The organism is Pseudofrankia sp. DC12 (assembly GCF_000966285.1).
Classification (GTDB): domain Bacteria; phylum Actinomycetota; class Actinomycetes; order Frankiales; family Frankiaceae; genus Pseudofrankia.
This window is the reverse complement of record NZ_KQ031391.1, coordinates 2,306,359-2,328,507: the sequence shown is the minus strand read 5'-3', so window position 1 is coordinate 2,328,507 and position 22,149 is coordinate 2,306,359. Positions and strand designations below refer to the sequence as shown.

The 22,149-nt window shown below is 73.3% G+C and carries 20 protein-coding genes and 1 tRNA gene; 13 read left to right on the top strand and 8 right to left on the bottom strand.

The features are described from left to right. Window positions 1–254 precede the first annotated feature (254 nt). The 3 genes from FRADC12_RS09415 (at window position 255) to sppA (ending at window position 4,701) form a co-directional block, all read left to right on the top strand. Complete coding sequence (locus tag FRADC12_RS09415) at window positions 255–1,013, top strand: SurA N-terminal domain-containing protein (protein ID WP_232303697.1); 759 nt, start codon at window positions 255–257, stop codon at window positions 1,011–1,013. Then, window positions 1,010–2,221 (top strand): nucleoside triphosphate pyrophosphohydrolase, encoded by a 1,212-nt coding sequence (locus FRADC12_RS09410; RefSeq protein ID WP_045876382.1) that lies wholly within the window; start codon window positions 1,010–1,012, stop codon window positions 2,219–2,221. Before FRADC12_RS09415 ends, FRADC12_RS09410 begins: the two co-directional genes overlap by 4 nt. 110 nt (window positions 2,222–2,331) lie before the next feature. Then, window positions 2,332–4,701 carry a signal peptide peptidase SppA gene (gene sppA / locus FRADC12_RS09405; protein ID WP_045876381.1) on the top strand — a complete coding sequence of 790 codons (2,370 nt, stop codon included), beginning with the start codon at window positions 2,332–2,334 and terminating at the stop codon, window positions 4,699–4,701. A 156-nt stretch (window positions 4,702–4,857) separates the two neighbouring features. On the opposite strand, the gene FRADC12_RS09400 is transcribed toward sppA, so the two are convergent. After that, window positions 4,858–5,205: an SAM-dependent methyltransferase gene (locus FRADC12_RS09400; protein WP_084010544.1), complete on the bottom strand. Its 348-nt coding sequence runs from the start codon at window positions 5,203–5,205 to the stop codon at window positions 4,858–4,860. A gap of 290 nt (window positions 5,206–5,495) precedes the next feature. On the opposite strand from FRADC12_RS09400, the gene eno reads away from it, so the two are divergent. From eno to FRADC12_RS09360, 8 genes are all read left to right on the top strand, one after another. Then, window positions 5,496–6,782, top strand: a complete 1,287-nt coding sequence (gene eno / locus FRADC12_RS09395; RefSeq protein ID WP_045876380.1) for a phosphopyruvate hydratase — start codon at window positions 5,496–5,498, stop codon at window positions 6,780–6,782. A gap of 28 nt (window positions 6,783–6,810) precedes the next feature. Beyond that, entirely contained in the window at window positions 6,811–7,188 is a 378-nt protein-coding gene (locus tag FRADC12_RS09390; protein ID WP_045876379.1) for an FtsB family cell division protein, read from the top strand. Window positions 7,189–7,298: 110 nt separating this feature from the next. After that, a complete protein-coding gene (locus FRADC12_RS09385) occupies window positions 7,299–7,922 on the top strand; it encodes a DUF501 domain-containing protein (protein WP_084011292.1) in 624 nt (207 codons plus the stop codon). Further along, window positions 7,919–8,875 (top strand): Ppx/GppA phosphatase family protein, encoded by a 957-nt coding sequence (locus tag FRADC12_RS09380; protein WP_045876377.1) that lies wholly within the window; start codon window positions 7,919–7,921, stop codon window positions 8,873–8,875. The genes FRADC12_RS09385 and FRADC12_RS09380 overlap by 4 nt, the downstream gene beginning before the upstream one ends. Continuing rightward, window positions 8,872–9,759: a uracil-DNA glycosylase family protein gene (locus FRADC12_RS09375; protein WP_084010543.1), complete on the top strand. Its 888-nt coding sequence runs from the start codon at window positions 8,872–8,874 to the stop codon at window positions 9,757–9,759. Before FRADC12_RS09380 ends, FRADC12_RS09375 begins: the two co-directional genes overlap by 4 nt. Before the next feature lie 431 nt (window positions 9,760–10,190). Beyond that, complete coding sequence (locus tag FRADC12_RS09370; RefSeq protein ID WP_045876376.1) at window positions 10,191–11,576, top strand: NAD(P)/FAD-dependent oxidoreductase; 1,386 nt, start codon at window positions 10,191–10,193, stop codon at window positions 11,574–11,576. Between the two features lie 441 nt (window positions 11,577–12,017). After that, a tRNA-Leu gene (locus tag FRADC12_RS09365) sits at window positions 12,018–12,092 on the top strand. A gap of 578 nt (window positions 12,093–12,670) precedes the next feature. Further along, on the top strand, window positions 12,671–13,477 hold the full coding sequence (locus FRADC12_RS09360; protein ID WP_045876375.1) for a Bax inhibitor-1/YccA family protein: 807 nt from the start codon (window positions 12,671–12,673) through the stop codon (window positions 13,475–13,477). A gap of 46 nt (window positions 13,478–13,523) precedes the next feature. Here the strand turns inward: FRADC12_RS09360 and FRADC12_RS29415 are convergent, their stop codons facing one another. Both FRADC12_RS29415 and FRADC12_RS09350 read right to left on the bottom strand, forming a co-directional pair. Next, window positions 13,524–13,664, bottom strand: coding sequence for a pyridoxamine 5'-phosphate oxidase family protein (locus FRADC12_RS29415; RefSeq protein ID WP_198152839.1), 141 nt, complete (start codon window positions 13,662–13,664; stop codon window positions 13,524–13,526). A 155-nt stretch (window positions 13,665–13,819) separates the two neighbouring features. Further along, window positions 13,820–14,056, bottom strand: coding sequence for a DUF4287 domain-containing protein (locus tag FRADC12_RS09350; RefSeq protein ID WP_013421859.1), 237 nt, complete (start codon window positions 14,054–14,056; stop codon window positions 13,820–13,822). A gap of 107 nt (window positions 14,057–14,163) precedes the next feature. Here FRADC12_RS09350 and FRADC12_RS09345 point away from each other — a divergent pair, with 107 nt between their 5' ends. Beyond that, a complete protein-coding gene (locus tag FRADC12_RS09345; RefSeq protein ID WP_045876374.1) occupies window positions 14,164–14,577 on the top strand; it encodes a hypothetical protein in 414 nt (137 codons plus the stop codon). A gap of 76 nt (window positions 14,578–14,653) precedes the next feature. On the opposite strand, the gene FRADC12_RS09340 is transcribed toward FRADC12_RS09345, so the two are convergent. Both FRADC12_RS09340 and FRADC12_RS09335 read right to left on the bottom strand, forming a co-directional pair. Beyond that, window positions 14,654–15,751 carry an SGNH/GDSL hydrolase family protein gene (locus FRADC12_RS09340; RefSeq protein WP_232303696.1) on the bottom strand — a complete coding sequence of 366 codons (1,098 nt, stop codon included), beginning with the start codon at window positions 15,749–15,751 and terminating at the stop codon, window positions 14,654–14,656. A gap of 93 nt (window positions 15,752–15,844) precedes the next feature. Beyond that, a complete protein-coding gene (locus FRADC12_RS09335) occupies window positions 15,845–17,602 on the bottom strand; it encodes an MBOAT family O-acyltransferase (RefSeq protein WP_045876373.1) in 1,758 nt (585 codons plus the stop codon). Between the two features lie 168 nt (window positions 17,603–17,770). On the opposite strand from FRADC12_RS09335, the gene FRADC12_RS09330 reads away from it, so the two are divergent. Next, window positions 17,771–18,235: a hypothetical protein gene (locus FRADC12_RS09330; protein WP_045876372.1), complete on the top strand. Its 465-nt coding sequence runs from the start codon at window positions 17,771–17,773 to the stop codon at window positions 18,233–18,235. A 205-nt stretch (window positions 18,236–18,440) separates the two neighbouring features. Here FRADC12_RS09330 and FRADC12_RS09325 read toward each other — a convergent pair whose 3' ends face one another. The 3 genes from FRADC12_RS09325 to FRADC12_RS09320 form a co-directional block, all read right to left on the bottom strand. Next, on the bottom strand, window positions 18,441–19,475 hold the full coding sequence (locus tag FRADC12_RS09325; RefSeq protein ID WP_232303695.1) for a trypsin-like serine peptidase: 1,035 nt from the start codon (window positions 19,473–19,475) through the stop codon (window positions 18,441–18,443). Continuing rightward, complete coding sequence (locus FRADC12_RS32975) at window positions 19,475–19,684, bottom strand: hypothetical protein (RefSeq protein ID WP_232303694.1); 210 nt, start codon at window positions 19,682–19,684, stop codon at window positions 19,475–19,477. The genes FRADC12_RS09325 and FRADC12_RS32975 overlap by 1 nt, the downstream gene beginning before the upstream one ends. A gap of 356 nt (window positions 19,685–20,040) precedes the next feature. Then, a complete protein-coding gene (locus tag FRADC12_RS09320; protein WP_045876370.1) occupies window positions 20,041–22,059 on the bottom strand; it encodes a vWA domain-containing protein in 2,019 nt (672 codons plus the stop codon). Window positions 22,060–22,149 lie beyond the last annotated feature (90 nt).

Here is a 22,149-nt window from a genome sequence, read left to right as displayed (position 1 = left end):
GCGGCGTCGCGGATGATCGCCGCGAGGTCGGCACCGTGTGGGCCACGGCGGTCGTGCCGCCGGGGCCGCCGGGGCCGCCGGGGCCGCCGGGGCGAGCAGGGGCTGCCTCGCGGCTCGGCGTGGCTTCGCGGTCGGCCCCATGTTGGGTGGGGTTGGCTGCATCACGCGATGTGCTCCGACTAACGTGGCGTCTGTACTGGTCTCGCCACTGGGGGACGACCCCGTCGGGAGTTGTGTCCGTGAAGCGTGCTCGGATGCTGGGTGCCATGGCCGGACTGGTCGGGCTGGTCGCGCTGGCAGCGGCCGGATGTACCAGCCATGTTGGTGCCGCAGCGCAGGTCGACGACAAGACGATCGGCACGGAAACCGTGCGCGGCATCGTCGACCGCGGCATGGCCGCGTACACCGCCTACACCACCGCATATCCCGACGCGGCAGCGCAGCAGACCCCGGTCACCCGGGACGACCTGCAGCGCCGGACGTTGGGCAGCCTCGTCGAGTACCAGCTCGACCTCACCGAGGCGCGCAAGCGCGGCATCACGCTCAGCCCGCAGGAGGCCGACGCCTACTACCAGTCGTACGCGATCTTCGGTTCCGGCAGCGTCGCGGCCTTCGAGCAGGCCGGTGCCTCGGCCGGGTTCGCCCCCGAGGACCTGCGGACGATCATCCGGACCTACGCGCTCGAGTCGAAGATCGAGGACGCGATCGCGCCGGACCTGGTTGCGTCGAGCGCGGACGTCAGGTCGGCCTACACCAGCGCGCTGACCCAGTTCAACGTGAAGTCCCTGCCGCTCAGTTTCGCCGAGGCGAGCCCGTTCCTGGCCCGCCAGCTGATGAACCAGCAGCGGGATGCGAAGCTGCGGCCGATCCTCGCCTCGGCCGCGCGCGCCGACCACGTCTCGGTGAACCCGCGGTTCGGCGTGTGGAGCGCGGACGACATCTCGGTGCTCGCGGCCGACGGCTCGATCGCGACGAAGGCGACGCCGGTGCCGGAACTTAACCTGGCTTCGTGACACCTCTGGTAACACTGCTCGAGACCAGCACCCGGGTCGCCCCCGGGCTGCTCACCGCTGACGCCTGGGACCTGGTTCGCCGGGTCCCGGTCTGCTGCGCCGATCCCGCGCACCCCCAGCTCGCCGCGCTGCGGGCCGCGGGTGTCGACGTCACGGTGCTCGCCGGGCCGGGCGAGGCGTCGGACGGGTGCGCGCTCGAGCCCGCGCGAGCGCTCGCCGCGGCGGCCGGCGCGTCCGAGGTCGTTTGGCTGCTGGAGCCGGCGGGCGCCTGGCCCGGCCTGGCGGCGGCCGCCGACACGCACCTGCGGGCCCACGCGACCGGCGAGCCGGCTGGCGTCCGCCTGCTCGCCGGCACCCACGACCTGCCCGGCGCGCGGCTGCTGGACGTCGTCGCGGTGATGGACCGCCTGCGCTCGCCCGGCGGCTGCCCGTGGGACGCCGAGCAGACCCACGGCTCGCTCGCCCCGTACCTGCTGGAGGAGGCGTACGAGGCGTACCAGGCGCTGGAGGACGCCGACCCGGTGGAGCTGCGCGAGGAGCTCGGCGACGTCCTCATGCAGGTCGTCTTTCACGCCCGCGTCGCCGAGGACGCCACCGACGGTCACGTCGACGAGGGCGGTGGGCGCTTCGACGTCGACGAGGTGGCGAACGGCATCGCGAGCAAGCTGGTCCGCCGCCACCCGCACGTGTTCGGCGACGTGGACGTCGCCGGGGCCGACGAGGTGGTCACCAACTGGGAGGCCATCAAGAAGGCCGAGAAGGGCCGGCGCTCGGTCACCGACGGGGTCCCGCTGACCCAGCCGGCCCTCTCGCTCGCCGCCAAGCTGCAGAGGCGCGCGCGCAAGGCCGGCCTGCCCGCCGACCTCGTCGTCGCGCCGGTGCTCACCGAGGGCGCCAGCCCGGCCGACCTCGCCCCGCGGTCCGCGGCCCACCCAGAGACGCTGTCAGGACGGTCCCTCGCTGCGGCCGTCGCGTCGTACGCCGCCGCCCCTGACCTGGACGAGCGAGGCGTTGGTGAGCTCCTTTTCGCTGCCGTCGCCCTGGCGGCGGCGGCCGGTGTCGACCCCGAGGCCGCGCTCCGGGCGCGGGCTCGGGCCTTCCGGGACCGGCTCGCCGGCGCCGAGGAGTCCGCCCACGCGGACGGCGTCGACCCCGCCGACCAGGACGTCGCCGCCTGGCGGGCCCGGTGGTCTCCCACCTCGCGCTGATCGGCGCAGGCGGTGACGGACCGGATCGGACAGTAGTCGCCCTCGGTTGAGGCGTGTTGGGCGAGTGATGTGCCCGAACGTGAGGTTTGGTGTGGTCATAGCCTCGGTCCATGGAGACGACGCCTCGCCACGCGCTCGCCGAGATCCGTGCGATGGCCGCGCGGCGCAACGCCCCGTTGATCCTCGAGCTGGACCTGACCGTCGACCCGGTCGAGGGGATCGTCGACGACCCGCTGACCGCGCGGTTCGGCCGACGGCGCCAGACACTGCGCGAGATCGTCGACGGCCTGCGCCGCGCCGCGCTCGACCCGAGGACGCGGGTGCTGGTCGCGCATGTCGCGAGCTGCGGGATGCCGATCGCGCGGGTGCAGGAGATCCGCGACGCCGTCGCTGAGCTCCGGGCCGCCGGGAAGTTCGCGATCGCCTACGCGGACACGTTCGGCGAGTTCGGCGGCGGCACGGTTCCCTACTACCTGGCCTGTGCGTTCGACCAGATCTGGCTCGCGCCGCCCGGTGACCTCGGGCTCACCGGCGTCGCCAGCCACACCCCGTTCCTGCGGGACGCCCTCGACCGGCTCGGCGTCGCGACCGAGCTGGGCGCCCGGCACGAGTACAAGAACGCCGTCAACACGTTCCTGGAGCGCGGCTTCACCTCCGCGCACCTGGAGGCCACCACCCGGGTGGTCGAGTCGTCCGCTGACGAGATCATCGCTGGCGTCGTGGCCGGCCGGCGGCTGCCAGCCGACCGGGTGCGCCGGCTCGTCGACGCCGGGCCGTTGTCGGCTCAGGCGGCGCTGCGGGCCGGCCTGGTCGACCGGCTCGGCTACCGCGACGAGGTCTACGCCGCCGTCCGCCGTCGCGCCGCGGCCACGGACCCGACCGAACCCCTGCCGGAGACCTCCGGCCCGTCGGCCAACGGGGTGGGCGGCCCAGCCGAGGCCGCGGCGCTGCCGCCTGAGCCGACCCCGCCAGCGGCCGTCGGTGCCGCCGCCGCTGTACCTCCGCCAGGCTCGGCCTCGGCTGCCGGGTCGGCCGACCTCGGTGGCGTGACGGCGGCCTCGGCCGGAGCCGGCGCTGACCAGCCCGCGGGAGCCGACGCGGCCGCGGCCACAGCGCGCACCGACCCGGCGGCGCCCGCCGCCGAGCCCGGCCGCACCCCACCCGTCGGCGCGCCGACCGCTGTGCCCGGCGCCTCCCCGGCGCCGGCCGCGGCCCAGGACGCCCCCGGCCGGCGGGCGGCGCCGGTCCCGCTGTACCTGGCCACCTATCGCAGGTCGGCCGCCCGCAAGGAGGCGTCGCCGCTGCGGCGGGCGGCACGCTCGTCCGGTGCCGCAGTGGCGTCCCTGCTCGGCCCGGACCGGCGCGAGGCGCGTCGCTCGGCGACGGTGCCCGGCCCGACTGGCCTCGGGGAGCTGGACGAGGCGGTCGCCGTCCCCGCGGACCGCGACCCCGGCACCGCGGCCGTCGCGCTCATCCACGGCACCGGCCCCGTGGTGCTGCGCCGAACCGGGCCGCCGGTCGGTGGTCGGATGCTGGCGGCCGACACGGTCTGCGCGGCCTTCAGGGCGGCGGCCAAGGACCCGGACATCGCCGCCGCGGTCTTCCGGGTCGACAGCCCCGGCGGCTCCTATGTCGCCTCCGACCTGGTGCGCCGGGAGGTGGAGCGGTTCCGTGCGTCCGGCCGGCCGGTCATCGTCTCGATGGGCTCGGTCGCCGCCTCGGGTGGCTACTTCGTCGCGCTCGCCGCCGACACGATCGTCGCCAGCCCCTCGACGCTGACCGGCTCGATCGGCGTCTACGGCGGCAAGCAGGTGATCAGCGGGCTGCTGGACAAGCTCGGCGTGGCGATCGGCGAGGTCGCCCAGGGCGAGCACGCGCTGATGATGTCGGCCCGCCGGCCGTTCAGCCCCGGCGAGCGGGCCAAGCTGGACGAGTTCCTCGACCGGGTCTACGCCGACTTCGTCGGCAAGGTCGCCATCGCCCGCGCGATGTCGCTGGAACGGGCGGACGAGCTGGCCCGCGGCCGGGTCTGGACCGGGGCCGACGCGCACCGGCATGGGCTGGTCGACGAGCTCGGCGGGTTGGAGCACGCGCTTCGGCTGGCCTGGACCACCGCCGGGCTGCCCGGCGCCCGGCCGTCCCGGGTGCGGCTGCTGCCGCATCGTTCGCTGGTGGACCACGTCCGGCCGGCACGGTCGAGCGAGGATGCCGCCGCGGGCTTCGGGGACGGGACCGGCGTGCACCTGGCTGGCGGCCTTGTCGGCGCCGCGCTGGGGCTGACCGGACCGTCTGCCGCGCCAATGGCTGGCGGGATGGACGCGGCGCTGGTCGGCGCGCTGGAGGCGCTCGCCGGCGGCTGGGCCGGCGTCCTGTCCGGCGGGCACGCCGGCGGCTGGGGTCCGCTCGCGGGGCTCGCGGCCCGCGCCGGCCTGCCCGCGGCCGGCCCGCTCCTGATGCCGCCGATCGGCCCCGTCGGCTGACGCCAGGACCGCCAGGACCGCCCGTAGTCGTGATCGCCGTCTGGCCCTCGACTGGTCGTGGGTCGGACCTGATCACAACCACTGGTGGGCCAGACTCGCGATCAGGCCGATGGGCCGACCTGGTTGGACGGCACGAGCTCGCTTGGTCGGACCAGATCAGGTGGTCTTCCGGGCGACGCCGACCGAGATCACGGTCGACTCCGTCTCGTCGGCCCGCCACTTTGTCGCCAGCACGACGCCGGGGCCGAGCAGGTCCCAGCCGTCGAAGAACTGGACGACCTGGTCCTGAGGACGGGCATGGAAACTGCCGGTCGAAGCCTCGCGCATCAGGGCGTACGCCGCCGCCAGGTCCTCGGCCGGGACGGCGCCGGTCGGCGCCTCGGCCGCCGGCGCGGGGCGGGTCAGGACGAGGAAGCTGCCGGGCGGCATCGCCTCGGACATTGTGCGCACGGTCGAGTACGGATCATCCTCGTCAGGCACGCAGTGCAGCATCGCGATGAGCATGAGCGCGATCTTGGCTGGGTATGACGGATCTGACCGGCCCGGCTCCTAGCCGCCTCATGGCCGAACTTTCGCTGTGCCGTCGGCGGTGTTCGGCGTGTGGGAGGCCCACGGACGCCGGGACGGCGATAGTCTCGCCAGCGGCCGGATTCGTCCGGACCTTGTAGCTTGTCCGCCCGAGCCGGCCCACCGTGGTCGCCGACCTGTGTCGGCTTCCGCGGGCCGCCTGTCGACCCGGGGTCGACCCCCGATGTCGAGCGTCGCTCGATCGCCACGTCCACCTGGAGGGAACCGTGCCGTCCATCGAGGCTGTAGCGGCCCGCGAGATCCTCGACTCGCGTGGCAACCCGACCGTCGAGGTCGAGGTCATGCTCGACGACGGCACCGAGGGCCGTGCGGCGGTTCCCAGTGGCGCGAGCACCGGTGCGTTCGAGGCCGTGGAGCTCCGCGACGGCGACGACCGTTACGGCGGCAAGGGCGTCACCAAGGCCGTCGAGGCCGTCATCGACCGGATCGGTCCCGCGCTGATCGACCTGGCCCTGGACGCCACCGAGCAGCGCCTCATCGACGCCACGATGATCGACCTGGACGGCACCCCGGACAAGTCGGGCCTCGGCGCGAACGCCATCCTCGGCGTCAGCCTCGCCGTCGCGAGGGCCGCCGCCGCCTCCAGCGGTCTGCCCCTGTTCCGCTACCTCGGCGGCCCGAGCGCGCACCTGTTGCCGGTGCCGATGATGAACATCCTCAACGGCGGCGCGCACGCGGACTCCAACGTCGACATCCAGGAGTTCATGATCGCTCCGATCGGCGCGAGCACCTTCGCCGAGTCGGTGCGCTGGGGCGCCGAGGTCTACCACTCGCTCAAGAGCGTCCTGAAGGGCCGGGGCCTCGCCACCGGCGTCGGCGACGAGGGCGGGTTCGCCCCGAGCCTGCCGGCCAACCGGGAGGCGCTCGACCTGATCGCCGAGGCGATCCAGAAGGCCGGGTTCACCCTCGGCGACGACATCGCCCTCGCCCTGGACGTCGCGTCGACCGAGTTCTTCGCGGGCGGCGCCTACACCTTCGAAGGCGCGAGCAAGAGCGCTGCCGAGCTGATCGACTACTACGCCGACCTGGTGGCCTCGTACCCGATCGTCTCGATCGAGGACCCGCTGGCCGAGGACGACTGGGACGGCTGGGTGGAGATCACCACGCGGCTTGGCTCGAAGGTGCAGATCGTCGGCGACGACCTGTTCGTCACCAACCCGGAGCGCCTCGCCCGGGGCATCGCGGCCGGCGCCGCCAACGCGCTGCTCGTCAAGGTCAACCAGATCGGCACGCTGACCGAGACCCTGGACGCCGTCACGCTGGCTCACCGGTCCGGCTACAAGGCGATGATGTCGCACCGGTCCGGCGAGACCGAGGACACCACGATCGCCGACCTGGCGGTGGCTGTCGACTGCGGCCAGATCAAGACCGGCGCCCCGGCTCGCAGCGAGCGGGTCGCGAAGTACAACCAGCTGCTGCGGATCGAGGAGGAGCTCGACGCGGCCGCGCGCTACGCCGGGGCGAGCGCCTTCCCGCGGCGGGCGGCCGGCTGAGGCCCGCGGGCCCGGGTCGATCCTCGCCATGCCGCGCCTGCCCCGGCGGACCGCACTCACCACCCGAGCCACCCTGCTCGCGGTGGTGATCTGCGTGCTCGTGCTGACGCTCGCCTACCCGCTGCGGCTCTACCTCCAGCAGCAGGCCGAGAACGCCGCGCTGGCCAAGCAGAACGCGGCGGCGCAGGCGCGCGTCGACGCGCTGAAGGCCGAGGTCGGCAAGTACGGCGACGACGCCTGGGTGCAGGACGAGGCCCGACGCCGGCTGCACTACGTCCTGCCCGGGGAGAAGACCTACGTCATGCCCGCCGCGCCGTCGCCGAGCCCGGCGGCGGGCAACGGGCGGGGCCGGTCCAGTCCGGACGAGGCGTGGTACAGCCAGCTCTGGTCCCAGACGGCCCCATAGCCAGGCGACTGGCGCGGGCCGGCCGGGCCCATCTCGGGACAGATCGCGGCGGAAGGCCAGGTCGATAGACTCGGCCGTCGGTCTTGATTTCTCGGCTGGGGGCGGTGCGGGTGGCGGGCGGTGATGCCGCGGCGGCAGGAGCGGCCACTCCCGAGGAGCCGACTGCAGCGGGATTGACGGCAGCGGCGCCGACGGGCCCGGCCGCTGACGGGCTGGCCGCGGACCTCGCGATCGTCGAACGCCAGCTCGGCCGCCGGCCGCGGGCGGTGCGTCAGGTCGCCCACCGCTGTTCGTGCGGGCTGCCCGACGTGGTCGAGACGGCACCTCGGCTGGAGGACGGCAGCCCGTTCCCCACGCTCTACTACCTCACCTGCCCGCGGGCGAGCTCCACGGTGTCCCGGCTGGAGAGCTCGGGCCTGATGCGGGAGATGACCGCCCGGCTCGCCGCGGAGCCGGAGGTCGCCGCCGCCTACCGGGCCGCCCACGAGGACTACCTCGCGCGGCGGGACCCCCTCGGCGGCCCGCTGCCCGGCAACCCGGGAGCGGGCGGGATGCCTGACCGGGTCAAGTGCCTGCACGTGCTGGTCGCGCACAGCCTGGCCGCCGGACCGGGCGTCAACCCGTTCGGCGACGAGGCCATCGCCGCGGCCGGGGACTGGGCCGCCCGCGGGCGCTGCGTGCGCGAGCAGGAGCCCGGCGACCCGCCCCGAGACCCGAGAGGAGCACGCGCATGAGCCGCGTGGCCGCCATCGACTGCGGCACCAACTCGATCCGGCTCCTGGTCGCCGACATCGCGCCCGGCCGGTCCGGCGGCGAGCCCGGTAACGACGGGGCCGGCCCGAAGCTCGTCGAGCTGACCCGCCGGATGGAGATCGTCCGCCTCGGCGCCGGCGTGGACCGCACCGGCGCGCTCGCCCCCGAGGCGCTGGAACGCACCTTCGCCGCGCTGCGCGACTATGCCGCCGAGATCGAGCGGCTCGGTGCCACCAGGGTCCGGATGGTCGCGACCAGCGCGACCCGGGACGCCAGCAACCGCGCGGAGCTGGTCGACGGCGTGCGCGCCATCCTCGGTGTCGACCCCGAAGTGATCACCGGCGACGAGGAGGCGGCCCTCTCCTTCGCGGGCGCCGCCGCTGAGCTGCCCGACGCCGCGACGCCGATCCTGGTCGCCGACATCGGTGGCGGGTCCACCGAGCTGGTGCTCGGTGACCGCTCCGGAGTCCTGGCCGCGCGTTCGGTCAACATCGGATGCGTGCGGATGGCGGAGCGGCACCTGCGCGCGGATCCGCCGGATCCGGCCGAGGCCGCCGCCATCGTCGCCGATGTGCAGGCCGCGCTGGACCTCGCCGAGGAGGTCGTGCCGCTGCGGCGGGCGGCCACGCTGGTCGGCGTCGCCGGCACCGTCACGACCGTCGCCGCGCTCGCCGCCGGGCTGCCGGAGTACGACTCCGAACGCATTCACCTGCTGAGCACGCCGGCCGACGCCGTCGTGGAGGTCACCGGGAAGCTGCTGGCCATGACCCACGCCGAGCGGGCCGCGCTGCCGGTGATGCACCCCGGGCGGGTCGACGTCATCGCCGCGGGGGCACTGGTGCTGCGCACCCTGGTCGAACGCGTCGGCCTGCCCGCGGTGATCGCCAGTGAGCGCGACATCCTGGACGGCATCGCCTTCTCCCTGGCCCGATGACCGATCGCGCCCCTGTTCCCGGGCGCACCCCCGACCGCGGGCATGACCGGCCCGCTGCTGACGAGCGGGGCCCGGTAACGGCCGGGACGGGCTGGCCGGGGGACCCCGCGACCTCGGCGACGCCCGTCGCGCTGACCGCCGCCGACGCCGCCAGGCTGGCGCGTGCCGCCGGCGGAGCGGACGAGCTCGACGCGTGCGCCTCCGTCTGCCGGGCCTGCCCGCGGCTCGTCGACTGGCGCGAGGAGGTGGCCCGGGTCCGCCGGGCCGCCTATGCGGGGGAGCGGTACTGGGGCCGGCCGATGCCGTCGTTCGGCCCACCCGACGCGCGGGTACTGCTGGTCGGCCTCGCGCCGGCCGCCCACGGTGGCAACCGGACCGGCCGGATCTTCACCGGTGACCGCAGCGGCGACTGGCTGTTCGCGGCGCTGCACCGGGCCGGACTGGCCGCGTCGCCGACCTCGACGGCCGCCGGCGACGGCCAGCGACTGCTGGACGCGCGGATCACGGCGGCGGTGCGCTGTGCCCCACCGGCGAACAAGCCGACCCCGGCCGAGCGGGACGCCTGTCGTCCGTGGCTGGTCCGCGAGCTGGAGCTGCTGCGCCCCCGGCTGCGGACGATCGTGGTGCTGGGCGGTTTCGCCTGGCAGGCGCTGTGGCCGGCGCTCGCGGCCGCGGGCTTCGGGATCCCGTCCCGGCGCGGGGCCTTCGGCCACGGCGCCCGCGTCGAGCTTCCGGCGGTGGCCGGCGGGCAGGCCGGCCCGCTGCTGCTCGGCTGCTACCACCCGAGCCAACAGAACACCTTCACCGGCCGGGTCACGGCCGCCATGCTCGACGACGTTCTCGGCGCCGCGGCGCGCCATGCGGCCACCGGGGCAGCGGGCTGATCGGCCCGCGCTCGATGTCCGTCACGAACCGTGCAATCTCGGCCAACAGCGCCCGATCCGATGTACGGGGCGTGCTCGGCGGCACGTGGCGGCGGGACGACGCAAAAGGTTCCGGAAGATGTCGACCGGGCCGCCGGAATACCCCAAAGTCATATCGCCGCCGGGCCGCGGGACCTGGGCCACCGTGGGCCAAATCACCGCTGTCGCCTGACTGATACCCGGATTTGCCCTTGATCTCGCTCCGGTCCGCCGCCACTGCCAGCTCGCCGGCCACAAGGCAGGCCGGCCTTGACCAGCGGGGCGGTGTGGATCGGCGCAAATGCGCATTCGTGGCCCAGGTCACTCCTGTGTAGCCCGCCTGGTGGCGCGGCATCGTCCGCTCGTCTGCTCTGGCGGGCGTACCAGCAGGCGGCCACGGGTACCGCCTTCCCATGGCAAATGGTCGGGCTCCGCGCATCCTCGTCGTCGGTGGCGGTTACGTCGGGATGTACACGGCCCTGCGGCTGCGGCAGCGGCTGCGGCCCGGTGAGGCGACGTTGACCGTGGTCGAGCCCAACTCGTACATGACCTACCAGCCGTTCCTGCCGGAGGCGGCAGCCGGCAACCTGGAGCCCCGCCACGTGGTCGTGCCGCTGCGCAAGGTGCTCCGGGGCTGCGAGGTGGTCAGCGGCCAGGTGACCCAGGTCGCGCACGCCGAGCGGACGGCGAGCGTGCGCACCGTCGGCGGCGACGAGTACGACCTCGGCTACGACATTCTGGTGATGGCGCCCGGGTCGGTCGCCAGGACGCTTCCGATCCCGGGCCTGAGCGATCTCGGGGTGGGATTCAAATCGGTCGCCGAGGCCATTTATCTCCGTAACAAGGTGATTGGAAGAATGGACGCGGCCGCGTCGACCCGGGATCCGGCCGAGCGCTCGCGGGCGCTTACTTTCGTTTTCATCGGCGGCGGATATGCGGGAATCGAGGCTCTCGCCGAGCTCGAGGACATGTCGCGCCACGCCTGTTCCTATTACTCCAACATAAGCCCGGACGACCTTCGCTGGGTTCTCGTCGAGGCGACCGGCCGCATTCTGCCCGAGGTCTCGCCCGCGATGGGCCTTTACACCGTGAAACAGCTGGAGCACCGCGGCATCGAGGTCAGGCTGAACACCTGCGTCACCAGCCTGCGGGACGGCCGGGTCGAGCTCGACGACGGTGCGGCGTTCGACGCGGACACGGTCGTCTGGACCGCGGGTGTGCGGGCCCACCCGATGCTCGCCCGCACGGATCTGCCGCTCGACGAGAAGGGCCGGCTGCGGGCGAGTCCCTTCCTTCAGGTCGACGGCGTCGAGGACGCCTGGACCGCCGGTGACTGCGCCGCCGTCCCCGACCTGACCGGGGCGCCGGGCACGTTCACCAGCCCGTCCGCGCAGCACGCGGTCCGCCAGGCCCGCCGGCTCGCCGAGAACCTGGTCGCGCACCTGCGCGGCGGGCCCATCGAGCCGTACAGCCACCGCTACGCCGGCAGCGTCGCCTCGCTGGGCTTCCATCGTGGCGTCGCCGACGTCTACGGGATCAAGCTGCGTGGCTGGCCGGCCTGGTTCATGCACCGCACGTACCACCTCAGCAGGCTTCCGACCTTCAACCGCAAGGCCCGGGTACTGGCCGACTGGACGCTGGCGCTGTTCTTCAAGCGTGAGATCGTCTCGCTTGGCTCGTTCGCCGACCCGCGGGCCGAGTTCCGCCGGGCGACCGCCGCCGAGCCGGCCTTGCGCGCCGCGGCCGCCCGCCCGACGGCGGTCGGCCGGGCCGCCGCGGGGCCGATCGGGCCGGTCTGACCGCCGGTCCGGGTTCTCCGTGCTCTCCGTGCTCTCCGGGATCGCCGGGGAACGCCGGGGAACGCCGGGGAACGCCGGGCCGCCGGCCTGGTCGCCCAACCGGTTGATTCGCGGAGACGACCGGCCGGAAAGGCGCCGGGCCGGGTGAGCTGAGGCGCCGTTGGTCGCCCAGTCCAGGCCTTCGCCAAGTGCCCCGCCCGGCCGGTCAATGGCCGGTCGGCCAGCCGGGGTGTTAGCCCCGCAGCGTCCGTGAGAGGAGGCCTGACTGTAATGATCACGCGACAAGCTATGACGGTCCGCGCTGATCTGTCCGCGCGTTGTTCACCTCTGCGTCACGAAGGGTGACGGGCGCGCTCTCCCTCCGCCGTCCGCGTGATTTCCCGACGTTGTGTTATTCCCAGAACGTACGTAGCGTGGTAGAAATACCAGCGATGTAGGCGAGCCGGTGTATCCCAACAGGTAGAGGAGGCTGTCCTAAAAACAGCTCGAGTGTCGGTTCGACTCCGACCACCGGCACGCGATCGGGGTTCGCGGCTTCGTGAGCCTTGCGGCACGTCCCGATCTCTTGCGCCGCCTTCGTGTTTGCCTGTTCGTGCGCCACGCCGCGCCTTGCGCCACTCCTGCGTGACATTGCCGCGGCGCTGTCCGACCCGGCGTGGGCATGGTTCGTCCACGCGGGCTCTTTACATTTCTTGACTCTGGGAACGTCGGCCTTTATGGGGGCGGCGTCGCATTCGGCTGCCCGATGCGTGGCGGGGCGGCTTCGCCAGGGCTGATCTCGACCATCAGGATGCCCTCATTGTCGCTTTGGGTGACGAGTTCGAAGCGCTGCGCGACTAGGTGCGCTGGTGGCTTGGGCCCTCTCACCGCGCCCGACTCACCGTCTTCGGGTGACGGCCGTCCACGGCCGCCGTCCTTGTCGCTGGACGCGGTCTTTCCGGGGACGCCGTGGGACAGCGTGGGGCGGTTGGGGTTCGTGGGATGCGGGCCGGCGATTATCGTGTGCAGTGGGTGCTGGGCGGGGCGTCAGCGGGCGCGTCGCGGGTGGCAGAGTGCCGTCCGGCTGGCCAGCGCGAAGGGAAGCGGCGATCCACATGGCGAGGACCCGATCGAGCAACCCGGTATTCACCCACCTGCGGTCCACGGCGCCGTCGTCCGACGAGCTCGCCTGGCCGCCGTCCGCGCAGGGCACGCCACCCGGGACGCCCACGCCTGAGGAACTGGCCCGGGTCTACCGGCAGCCGAGCTCGCTCACCATCGACGACGTCGTGATGCACACGCTCGGTCTGTTCGCCATCGCCGGCGTCGGTGGCGCCGTGGGCTGGTACGTCGTGGACCGTGCGCCCGGCCTGGTGTTCGCCGCCGGCATCGCCGCCTTCGTCCTGAGCCTCGTGATCCGGTTCACCGGCCGGATCAACCCGGCACTGGTGGTCGTCTTCGGGGTGCTGTCCGGCCTCATGGCCGGCGGCGTGTCGAGGCTGTACGCGAACGACTACGCCGGGATCATCCCGCAGGCCATCCTGGGCACGGCCGTGATCTTCGTGACGATGCTCCTCGCCTACCGCAGCGGGCGCCTGCGCGCGACGCCGCGGATGGCCCGCATCGTCGGCACCGTTCTGATGGCCGTCGTCATCCTGAGCATCATCGACGTGGCGCTGCGCCTCACGACCGGCAGCCACCTGCCCGTCATCAACGACGCCACCCCGCTGGGCATCCTGTTCAGCCTGGTGGTGCTGGTGGTCGCCAGCCTGCAGTTCATCCTCGACTTCGACGCCATCGAGCGGATGATCGCCGCGCGGGCGCCGCGGTCGGACGCCTGGGTGTGCGCGTACGGCCTGCTCATCGGCTTCATCTGGGTCTACCTGGAGATGCTGCGGCTCCTGTCGAAGCTGCGCCGGTAACCCGGGCCGGGTACTGGGTGGCCTGCGCGGGAGCGGCCGGGCGGCGTCAGCTGGCGTGGTTCGGACGGGCGGTGTCGATGCTCACCCGGATCAGGCCGCGCTGGTCGCGGACCATCGCGGCCCGGTAGCCGTCCCAGTCCGGGTGCTCCCCGGAGATGCCGCGGTAGTAGGCGACGAGGCCGTCCATGGCCGCGGGGCACTCGACGATCTCGGCCCGGCCGCCGATCCGGCCCTCCGGCGGTCACGGGAGCGTGCGCTCACGACCACCGGAGGGTGGAGACGGCGATCAGGCGTGCCGTCTCCCCACTGGCCATTCTTGGGGTTTCGCGCGTGCTGAGGGCCTCAGACCTTGATCGCTCGACGGCGGAGGTCGGCCTCATGGACGAGGGCGGCGGCGTAGTTGTGCGGCAGGTTGTGCTCGTCGCGTAGCCAGTTCACTCGTTCCGCGAACCGCAGCAGGCCTGGACCTTCCTCGACGCGCTGGAGCCAATGGGCCAGATCGTGGCCGGTGACCTTCGGAAGGCGATCAATGAGACTTTCGTGGGTCTGCTGGGTCTGTACGGAGCGGAACTGAGACATGCGCGCCTCCTGGCTGAACCCGGCGTCAACGGACCATGAAGGGAGGGTGCATCACGACGAACGGGAGGGCAAGCCCCGGCGCCATCCTCGTCAGGTAACCTGCCCGGATGTCGGAATCGGTCCCCGCAGATCCGAGCACATCCGACTCCGGTCTGACCCGGGAGGTCAACCGGCTGCTCAACCGGCTGCGAAGCTGGAGCCCGGCGGTCTGGGGCGTCACGGCCGCGGCGGGCGGCACCCGCGCCCAGCGGACCGCTGTCCTGGCCCAGGACCTCGCCCGGCTCGGCCGGGACGCCGGCTCGGGAGCCCCCGCCGGCCTGCGGCCACCGCCGTTGGCGCCGCACGGCCTGCCCGACCAGATCACCCTCCTTGCTGAGGAGCTCCTCGACCTGCTGGGACGCCTCGAACTCGCCCCGGCGCGGCGGGCGGCGTTGTTGTCCGAGGCCCGCGAGGTGGTCACCGCTGCCCGGCTCGATCTCGAAGGCCCAGGCTTCGGCTTCGCGACCACCACTGTGCGCTGACCGAGTCTCATCCCCCGAGGGATACCCGTCGCGCTCGCTCGCTACCCGCCCCCAACCGATGCCGACGAGGCGGCCTCTACCGGGAATGCCCAGGTGACGGCGAGGTGAGCTGGAAGTCCGAGGCGAGCCTCGCCAGCACCGGAGTGGCGACGATCCTGGCCCCGTCCAGCGTGTAGTGCACCCCGTCGCGGGTCCTGGCCAGCACGGACTGGCCGGCGGCGTCGCGCAGGTAGTCGCTGTAGTGCCCGTGGTCGGACAGCTCAGCGCCCAAGTCGAGGAACGTCGTCCCGGGAACCTGGTGAACGGCGTCCGCGACGGCGCTGTTGAGCTGCTGGAAGTAGCCGTCCATCCGGCTGGACCGGGCTGGTGGCAGGCTCACCCAGTACACCCGGCGGTGCCCGTCGTCGGCCCAGATCCGGAGCACGACCAGCGCGCGGCGGCGGTACTCGTCCACCCAGCCGGACGACCCGGCCGGGAGGACCTGGCCGTTCGGCATCGTGATGCCCTGGGCGTCGTTGGCGCCCAGCGCCACGACGACGACCTCCGGGGCGCGGGTCGCGACCTGCTCACGGGCGTGGCTGGCCCAGTCGAAGAAGTCCGGCCGTACCAGCCCGGTGCCGTAGCGTGTGTCCGTCTGCGCGCGCACCGTCGCCGGCGCCGTGTTGGCGATCGTGGGACCGAGCGACTCGGTCAGGGAGTCGCCGGTCACCAGCACGCGCAACGGATCGCTGATCGTCGGCACCCGTGGCGCCGGGAGTGGCGCAGCGGTCGCCGTCGGCCCCGCGCCGGACGCGGCGCCCCGAGCCGGGCCGGAGCCGGTGGCGGGCGGGACCAGGCCCGCCGCGGTCGCGAGCTCTGATGCCCCCGAGCTCGCGCCCGCGCCCTGGACGGGATGCCCGAACAGCGCGCTCAGCCGCTCGTCGGGCCAGTCGAGCCCGAGCGAACTGGTAAAACGGTCCAGCGGGCGGGCGAGCGCCAGGACCACATCACGAGGGCGCCCTGGGCCCATGCCCTCGCCGGTGTGCACCGCCGCGGGTGCACGCAGCAGTGCCATCGACACGAGCGTCCCGGCGACGAGGGTGAGCGCGCGCCGCGCCGGCACGAGCGACGCCGATGCCGACGGGCTACCGGCCGGTCCTGCTGCCGCGGTGACCTCGTCCGCCTGGGTGTCCACGGGCCAGGAGCCTGCCATGACACTACGGATCGTGTGCCTTAGCGACACGGATAGTTACTGTTCATCGCGCTCGATCCAGCGGCGGAACTCGATCTAGAACCGGAAATAGATGAATGGCGCGACGTCCTGGTGCCCGACCGCCGCGTACATGACCAGCAGGAACGCCACGACGCCGGCGACCTGGGCCGGCAGCGGCAGCCGGTCGAAGGCGCCCTGGGCCGCCGCCCACCACCGTCCCGGCACCGCCGCGAGACCCAGGCCGACCACGCTGGCGGCGACGACCGTGGGCGTTACCAGCCCGGTGGCGGTCCCGCCGGTACCGAGGCGGCGCAGGATCTCACTGGCGGTCGCCAGGTCGGGGGACCGGAACAGCACCCAGGCCGCGCAGACGAGATGGAAGGTGATCAATCGGCGGGCCCACCGCCCCGCGCCCCGCCGAGCCCAGCTCGGCGGATCCGGCGCAGCTCCGGAGCCGCTCCCGCCGTCAGGTAGCCCGGACTCGGTCCCGTCGGGGGAAGGCGGAAGCCTCAGGTCTCCCATGGTCGCCGGCGCTGGACCCGGGGTGCCGGCCAGACCCGGTGATTCGTGCGGACCCGGCGGGATGGCCAGCCCCGGCGGACCGAGCGGACCCGGCGGGACGACCAGACCCGGCGTGCCGGGCGGGCCCGGCACGCTCGCCAGCCCTGGCCGGCCGAGCGCGGCCGGCTGCGTGCTGGGCTGCTGACCGGTCCGGGGAAGCGGGATGGTGGCCAGCGCGGCCGTGGCGACCACGGGTGTCGATCGCGCCGTGGCGCGCCGCGCCCGGCGGCGGTCGAGCGTGCGCTCGGCGGCGAGGCCCGCGCCGTGCAGGGCACCCCAGCAGACGAACGTCCACGCCGCGCCGTGCCACAGCCCGCCGAGAACCATGGTGGCCAGCAGGTTGAGCTGAGTGCGCCTCGGTCCGCGCCGGCTGCCGCCGAGCGGGATGTAGACGTAGTCACGCAGCCAGCGCGACAGCGTCATGTGCCAACGCCGCCAGAAGTCCTGCAGGCTGGTTGCCGCGTACGGCCGGTCGAAGTTGTCCGGGAACCGGAATCCGAGCAGCAGCGCGATCCCGATCGCGATGTCCGAGTACGCGGAGAAGTCGCAGTAGATCTGCACCGCGTAGGCGTAGATCGCGACCAGCACCTCGACTGACGAGTGCTGCCCAGGGGTGTCGAAGACGGGGTCGACGAGCCGGCGGGCCAACAGGTCCGCGAGCACGACCTTCTTGACCAGCCCGCCGCAGATCAGGAAGACCGCCCGGGTCGCCGGTATGGCGGATCGGTCCCGGGGGCTGGCCAGCTGCGGGATGAACTCCCGGGCTCGCACGATCGGCCCGGCGACCAGATGTGGGAAGAACGCCTCGTAGACCGCGAAGTCGATCAGTCTGGCCGGCCGGGTGTCGCCGCGATGGACGTCGATGACGTACGACAGCGCCTGGAAGGTGAAGAAGGAGATCCCGATCGGCAGCGCCACCTGCAGCAGTGGGAGCGGTGCGGCGATCCCAAGGTCACCGAGCGTACGGTCCACGGACAGTGCGAAGAACCCGTAGTACTTGAACCAGCCGAGCAGGCCCAGATCCGCGGCGATCGCCGCGGCGAGCACCCACGACCGGCCGGACCGCCGACGGGCCAGCACGACGGCCGCCGCCTGGTTGATCAGCGTCGAGCTGGCCAGCAGCAGGACGAAGCGGATGTCGGTGTAGCCATAGAAGAAGTAGCTGGCCGTGAGCATGAACGGCTTCCAGTACCGCGGCCGCGGCATCAGCAGCCAGGACGTGGCCAGCACGACCAGGAAGAAGGCGGCGAAGTCGATCGTCGGGAAGATCACGCGCCACCATCCTCGTCACTGTCTGTATTGGGAACACCTTACTCAAAGTGACGTCATGGATGTGTATGGTGGCCACGTCGCGTGCTCGGTGCGGCCGGCCAACGGGCCGGCCCGTCCGGTGGCCCCTCCGGTGTCGGCTGGACCGGACGCGGTCGGTAGCGTCGTCCCATGCCGCACAGTGGGGCGTACGGACTGATACTCGCGTTGCATGTTCTCGCCGCGATGCTCGTGATCGGCCCGCTGGTGTTCGGCGGGCTGTTCCTGCCCGCGCTGGCGTTCGTCGGGCTGCGCGCGCTGCCCGTGCTGAAGCCCGCGCCGCTGCTGCTGCGGATCGCCGGCGCGGCGTCGCTCGGCGTCGTCGGTCTGGGGGCGGTGCTGGTGCACCGCGGGCCGTTCGGCAGCATCCGGGGCTATTCCGACGGCTGGCTCACCAGCTCGATCGCGCTCTGGGCGATCGCGACGCTCATCACGGTGACCATCCTGGCCGGTGGCGTCGCGACCGCCGTCGCCGAGATCGTGCAGACGGGCACGGCAGCGCGCCACCGGCTGCCCTGGCTCGCCCTCGCCGGGCTGGTCAGCACGGCCTGCTGGATCTCGATCGTCTTCCTGATGGTCATCAAGCCGGGCATGTGAGGTCGGGCGCGCAGCGCCCGACCGTCGGGCGCTTCGCGCCCGCCCGCCCTGTGACGTCCAGCGGCGTGGAGGTCGCGGCCGGGCGGGTTCTGGCCCGGTATGGCGGCCGGTTTGGCGGGGCCAGGTGACGACAACGGAACCGGACCCGCTACGAGACTGCTGAACAAATCGCTTCGGCCGCGGATCCAAGTTGTTCAGCAGGCTGCTAGAGCTGGATGGCGTGCTGGTAGAGCTGACGGACCGACGGGCCGAACGACGTGCCGTAGATGACGCTGGGGTCGGCCGAGTAGGCGTAGCTGACCACCGCGTCGAGAGTGCCGGTGCCGTCGTGGAAGCCGGACAGCCAGGCGCCGCCGCTGGCGCCCGCGGTCATGGCGCACGGCAGGCCGAGCGAGTGGCCGCCGCGCGGGTCCGGCGCCGTCGTGCCCGTGCAGGACATCAGCGTCGTTCCGTCGAACGGCGGCAGCTTCGGGTAGCCGAGGACCGTCTGCGGTCCCGCCACCGAGCCGGCTGTCGTCCCGTCGGTGAACGCGATCGGGAACGCGCCGCCGACCACGTCCTGCAGGTTGCGACCGCCGACCGGGCGGAACGTGGCGAAGCCGGCGTCCTCGTCGAAGGAACGCTGGTAGCCCCAGCCGCCGGTCACGGTCAGCTGGCTGGCATGCCAGATCCCGTAGGGCGCAGAGCCGTGCGAGTAGCCGGGGATGAAGATGACGTTGCTCGCGAACGAGCCGGCCAGGCCGCCCGAGTGCAGGCAGTGGCCGGCGGTCATCACCAGGTCGTGCCCTGGGCTGGACACCACGGAGCCCGAACAGGCGTAGTCGCTGCCGTTGATGGTGGTGAACAGGGCCCCCTCGATCCGGCCCGCCAGCCCGCCGCCGCCGTACGGCGTGACCACGTCATCCGCGAGCGGCTGCCGCTCAAGCGCGGCCAGTGGCGCTCCCACCGCCCTGCCCGGTCCGGCTGACCCGGTCTCGGCGGACGGCCCGTTCGCCTCCCGAGACCCTCCGGGCGTGCGGGTCAGCACGTTGGCCTCGATCGCGTTGACGAGGCGAGCCGGCGTCCAGTAGCGGGTCAGGTCCTCGTCGCTCTGGGACTGGCGATGGGAGTCGACGGACCCGCCGGCCGGCGGCTGGGTCGCCTCCGGCGGAGCGGCCGGAGCCAGCGTGGGCGTCGCGCCTGGCGTCGCCAGCAGGCTGAACAGCGCCGCGACCGCGGCCGCGAGTGTCCCGAGCAGCATCAGCCGACGGCGCCGCCGGCCTCGGACCGGGCGTTGCTGGGCTTGTCGCCGTGGGCCAGGGCGCCCGCGGCCAGGCCGCCGGTGGCTGGGCCCGGCACCCGAGCGGCGAACCTGATGGCTGGGCTGGCTGGTGGCGGCGCCGCCGCGCCGCCGCGGCCCGCGATGCCGGTGGGGGCCTGGTCGTGGGTTCCCGGGCGCGCTCTCGGCACCCCGCCCGTCCCCGGCCCGCGAAGATCCCACCCCGATCTGTGAGGACATGAATGCGGAAGGTAGCAGCAGTGTCGGAGGGTCTCGCGGGTTTCCCGGGCCGGGCCAGCCCGGGCCACGAGGGGGCAACCGCCCGAAGCCTCCGACGGCCAGAAGTTCCGATGCCCCAGCGCCTCACCCCCGCCGGGTGAGACCGTTCGTCAGGCGTCAGGGCCCTCGGCCGTCGCGGCGCGTTCCGCGGCGACCCGCTCCCTCGCCTGCGGGCGCGTCAGGGGCCTGGACCCGGCGGACCCACCGGCCGGTGAGCCCGCCGGCCCCTAGGTCACGACGCCTGGGTCACCGACGAGGCAGGTGGCCCCTAACGATGGGCCCGCCGGCCGCCGCGGGAGCGCAGGTAGTCGTGGACCACGTACTGGCCGAGGGCGTTCGGGTCGGGGGACAGCACCCGGCCGCCGTTGCGCCGGGCCATCTCCTCGACGAACTCGACGAGCCGGGGCTCGGTGTCGAGCATGAAGACGTTGATCCCGACGCCGCGCCGGGTCAGCCGGTCGACCTCGGCGAGGGTGAGCTCCAGCGTCTCGGGCATGGGCGGCCAGGAGAACGCCCGCGACCCGTCGCGCAGCAGGTGCGCGGTCGGCTCCCCGTCGGTGACGACCATGACCACCGGCTCGGACTCCGGGTACTTCGACAGCAGCCGCCCCGCGATCAGCAGTGCGTGCTGCAGGTTCGTGCCCTGGACCATCTCGGAGTCCAGCCCGGCCAGCTCCACCGGCCGCAGCTCGCGGGCGTAGTCCGAGAAGCCGATCAGGTGGATCTTGTCCTGCGGGAACCTGGTCGTCACGAGCGTGTGCAGCGCCAGCGCCGTCGTCTTCGCGATCCCCCACGTCCCGCGCAGGGCCATCGAGTAGGACAGGTCGACGAGCAGGCAGACGGCGGCCGACGTCCGTCGCTCCGTCTCGGCGACGGCGAAGTCCTCGACCTTCAGCCTGATCGACATTCCGGGCCCGGCGGGGCCCGTGGAGCGCGGCGATGCCGAGGCTGTCCGCAGCACCGCGTTGCGCACGGTCCGCACGACGTCGAGCGGCTGGGTGTCGCCGAACTCCCAGGCCCGGGTGGTGCCGATCAGCTCGCCGGCGCCGCCGGCGTCGGTCTGCGCATGATCGCCGCGGGCGCCGGAGGACAGCTGCTTGAAGATCCGTTCCAGCGCGGTCTGGCCGATCCGGCGCACAGCCCTCGGAGTCAGCTCCAGCCGCCCGGACTGGCGGGTCACGAACCCGGCCCGCTCCAGCTCGCGCTCGATCTGCTGGAGCTGGCGCAGGTCGTCGACCGCCGAGCGGCCGAGCGCCGCCGCGATCGCGTCCTGGTCGACGTCGTCGAGCGAGGCGCCCGGGTAGTCCTGGCCGAGTGTCGCGGCCAGCTCGTCCAGCTCGGCGAGCTCCTCCAGCGCCGACGTCGCGTCGCCGAGGCCGAGGCCGCTCTCGCCGCCTCGCCCGTCACCGAAGCCGTTCGCCCGCCCGGACGGGCGCCCGCCCCAGTTCAGGTTCGGCCGGGCGGACCGCAGCGCCTCCCCGAGCTGGGCCAGCTCGTCTCCGAGCCCCAGGTCCTCGACCGCTGCCGCCATGAGCTGAGCCAGTTCCTGGCGCTGCTTGGGGGAGAGCCCCGCGAGCAGGCGGGCGGCGGCGGCCGAGCGCCGGGCCAGGGTGTCGATCAGCTCGTCGAGGCTTTCCGGCCCTTCGGGGAAGAACTCCCCGAACTGGTCCATGAAGTCCTCGAAGGCCTGGCCGGTGTTCTCGCCGCGGGCGTCCTTGGCGAGCAGCTCGTTGAGCGCGCCGACCATCTCGCGGACCCGGGCCATGTCCTGCGGCGTGGCGCCCTCGAGCGCCTGCTTCATGCCGCGGAACTGCGAGTCCAGCACCTCGCGGCGCAGCAGGTCGGCGATCTGCTCGTAGGTCGCCCGCGCCTGCGGCGACCGCCAGTCGTAGTCGGCCAGCTCGCGAACCGCCCGCGAGGCGTCGCTGGGTAGCGCGTCCAGCTCGGCCTCGCGCATCCGGGCCTCGTCGGCCGGGTCGGGGAACAGCGCCGCCCGCTCCTGGCCGATGGCGTTGTCCAGCAGGCGCCGCACCTCCTGCAGGGTGCCGTCGAGCCGGCCGCGCGAGCGCACCTCGCGGCGGCGCCGGTCGACGGCGCGGCGCAGGTCGTCGAGCCCGCGCCGGCCGTCCATGCCGCGGCGCAACAGCGAGTCCAGTGCCTCGCGCGGGGTGCGGCCGTCCAGCACCTGGCGGGACATCTCGTCGAGAGCATCGGTGGCGGCGAAGGGGGACTCCAACGGGTCCGGCCCGCCCGCCCATGGCCCGTACCGGAAGGAGCTGGTGCTCACCGTTGCATCCCGTGCCTCTGTATCGATTTTGGCCAGACCCGGGCCTGGTCGATTTTGGCCAGACCCGGGCCTGGTCGATTTTGGCCAGCC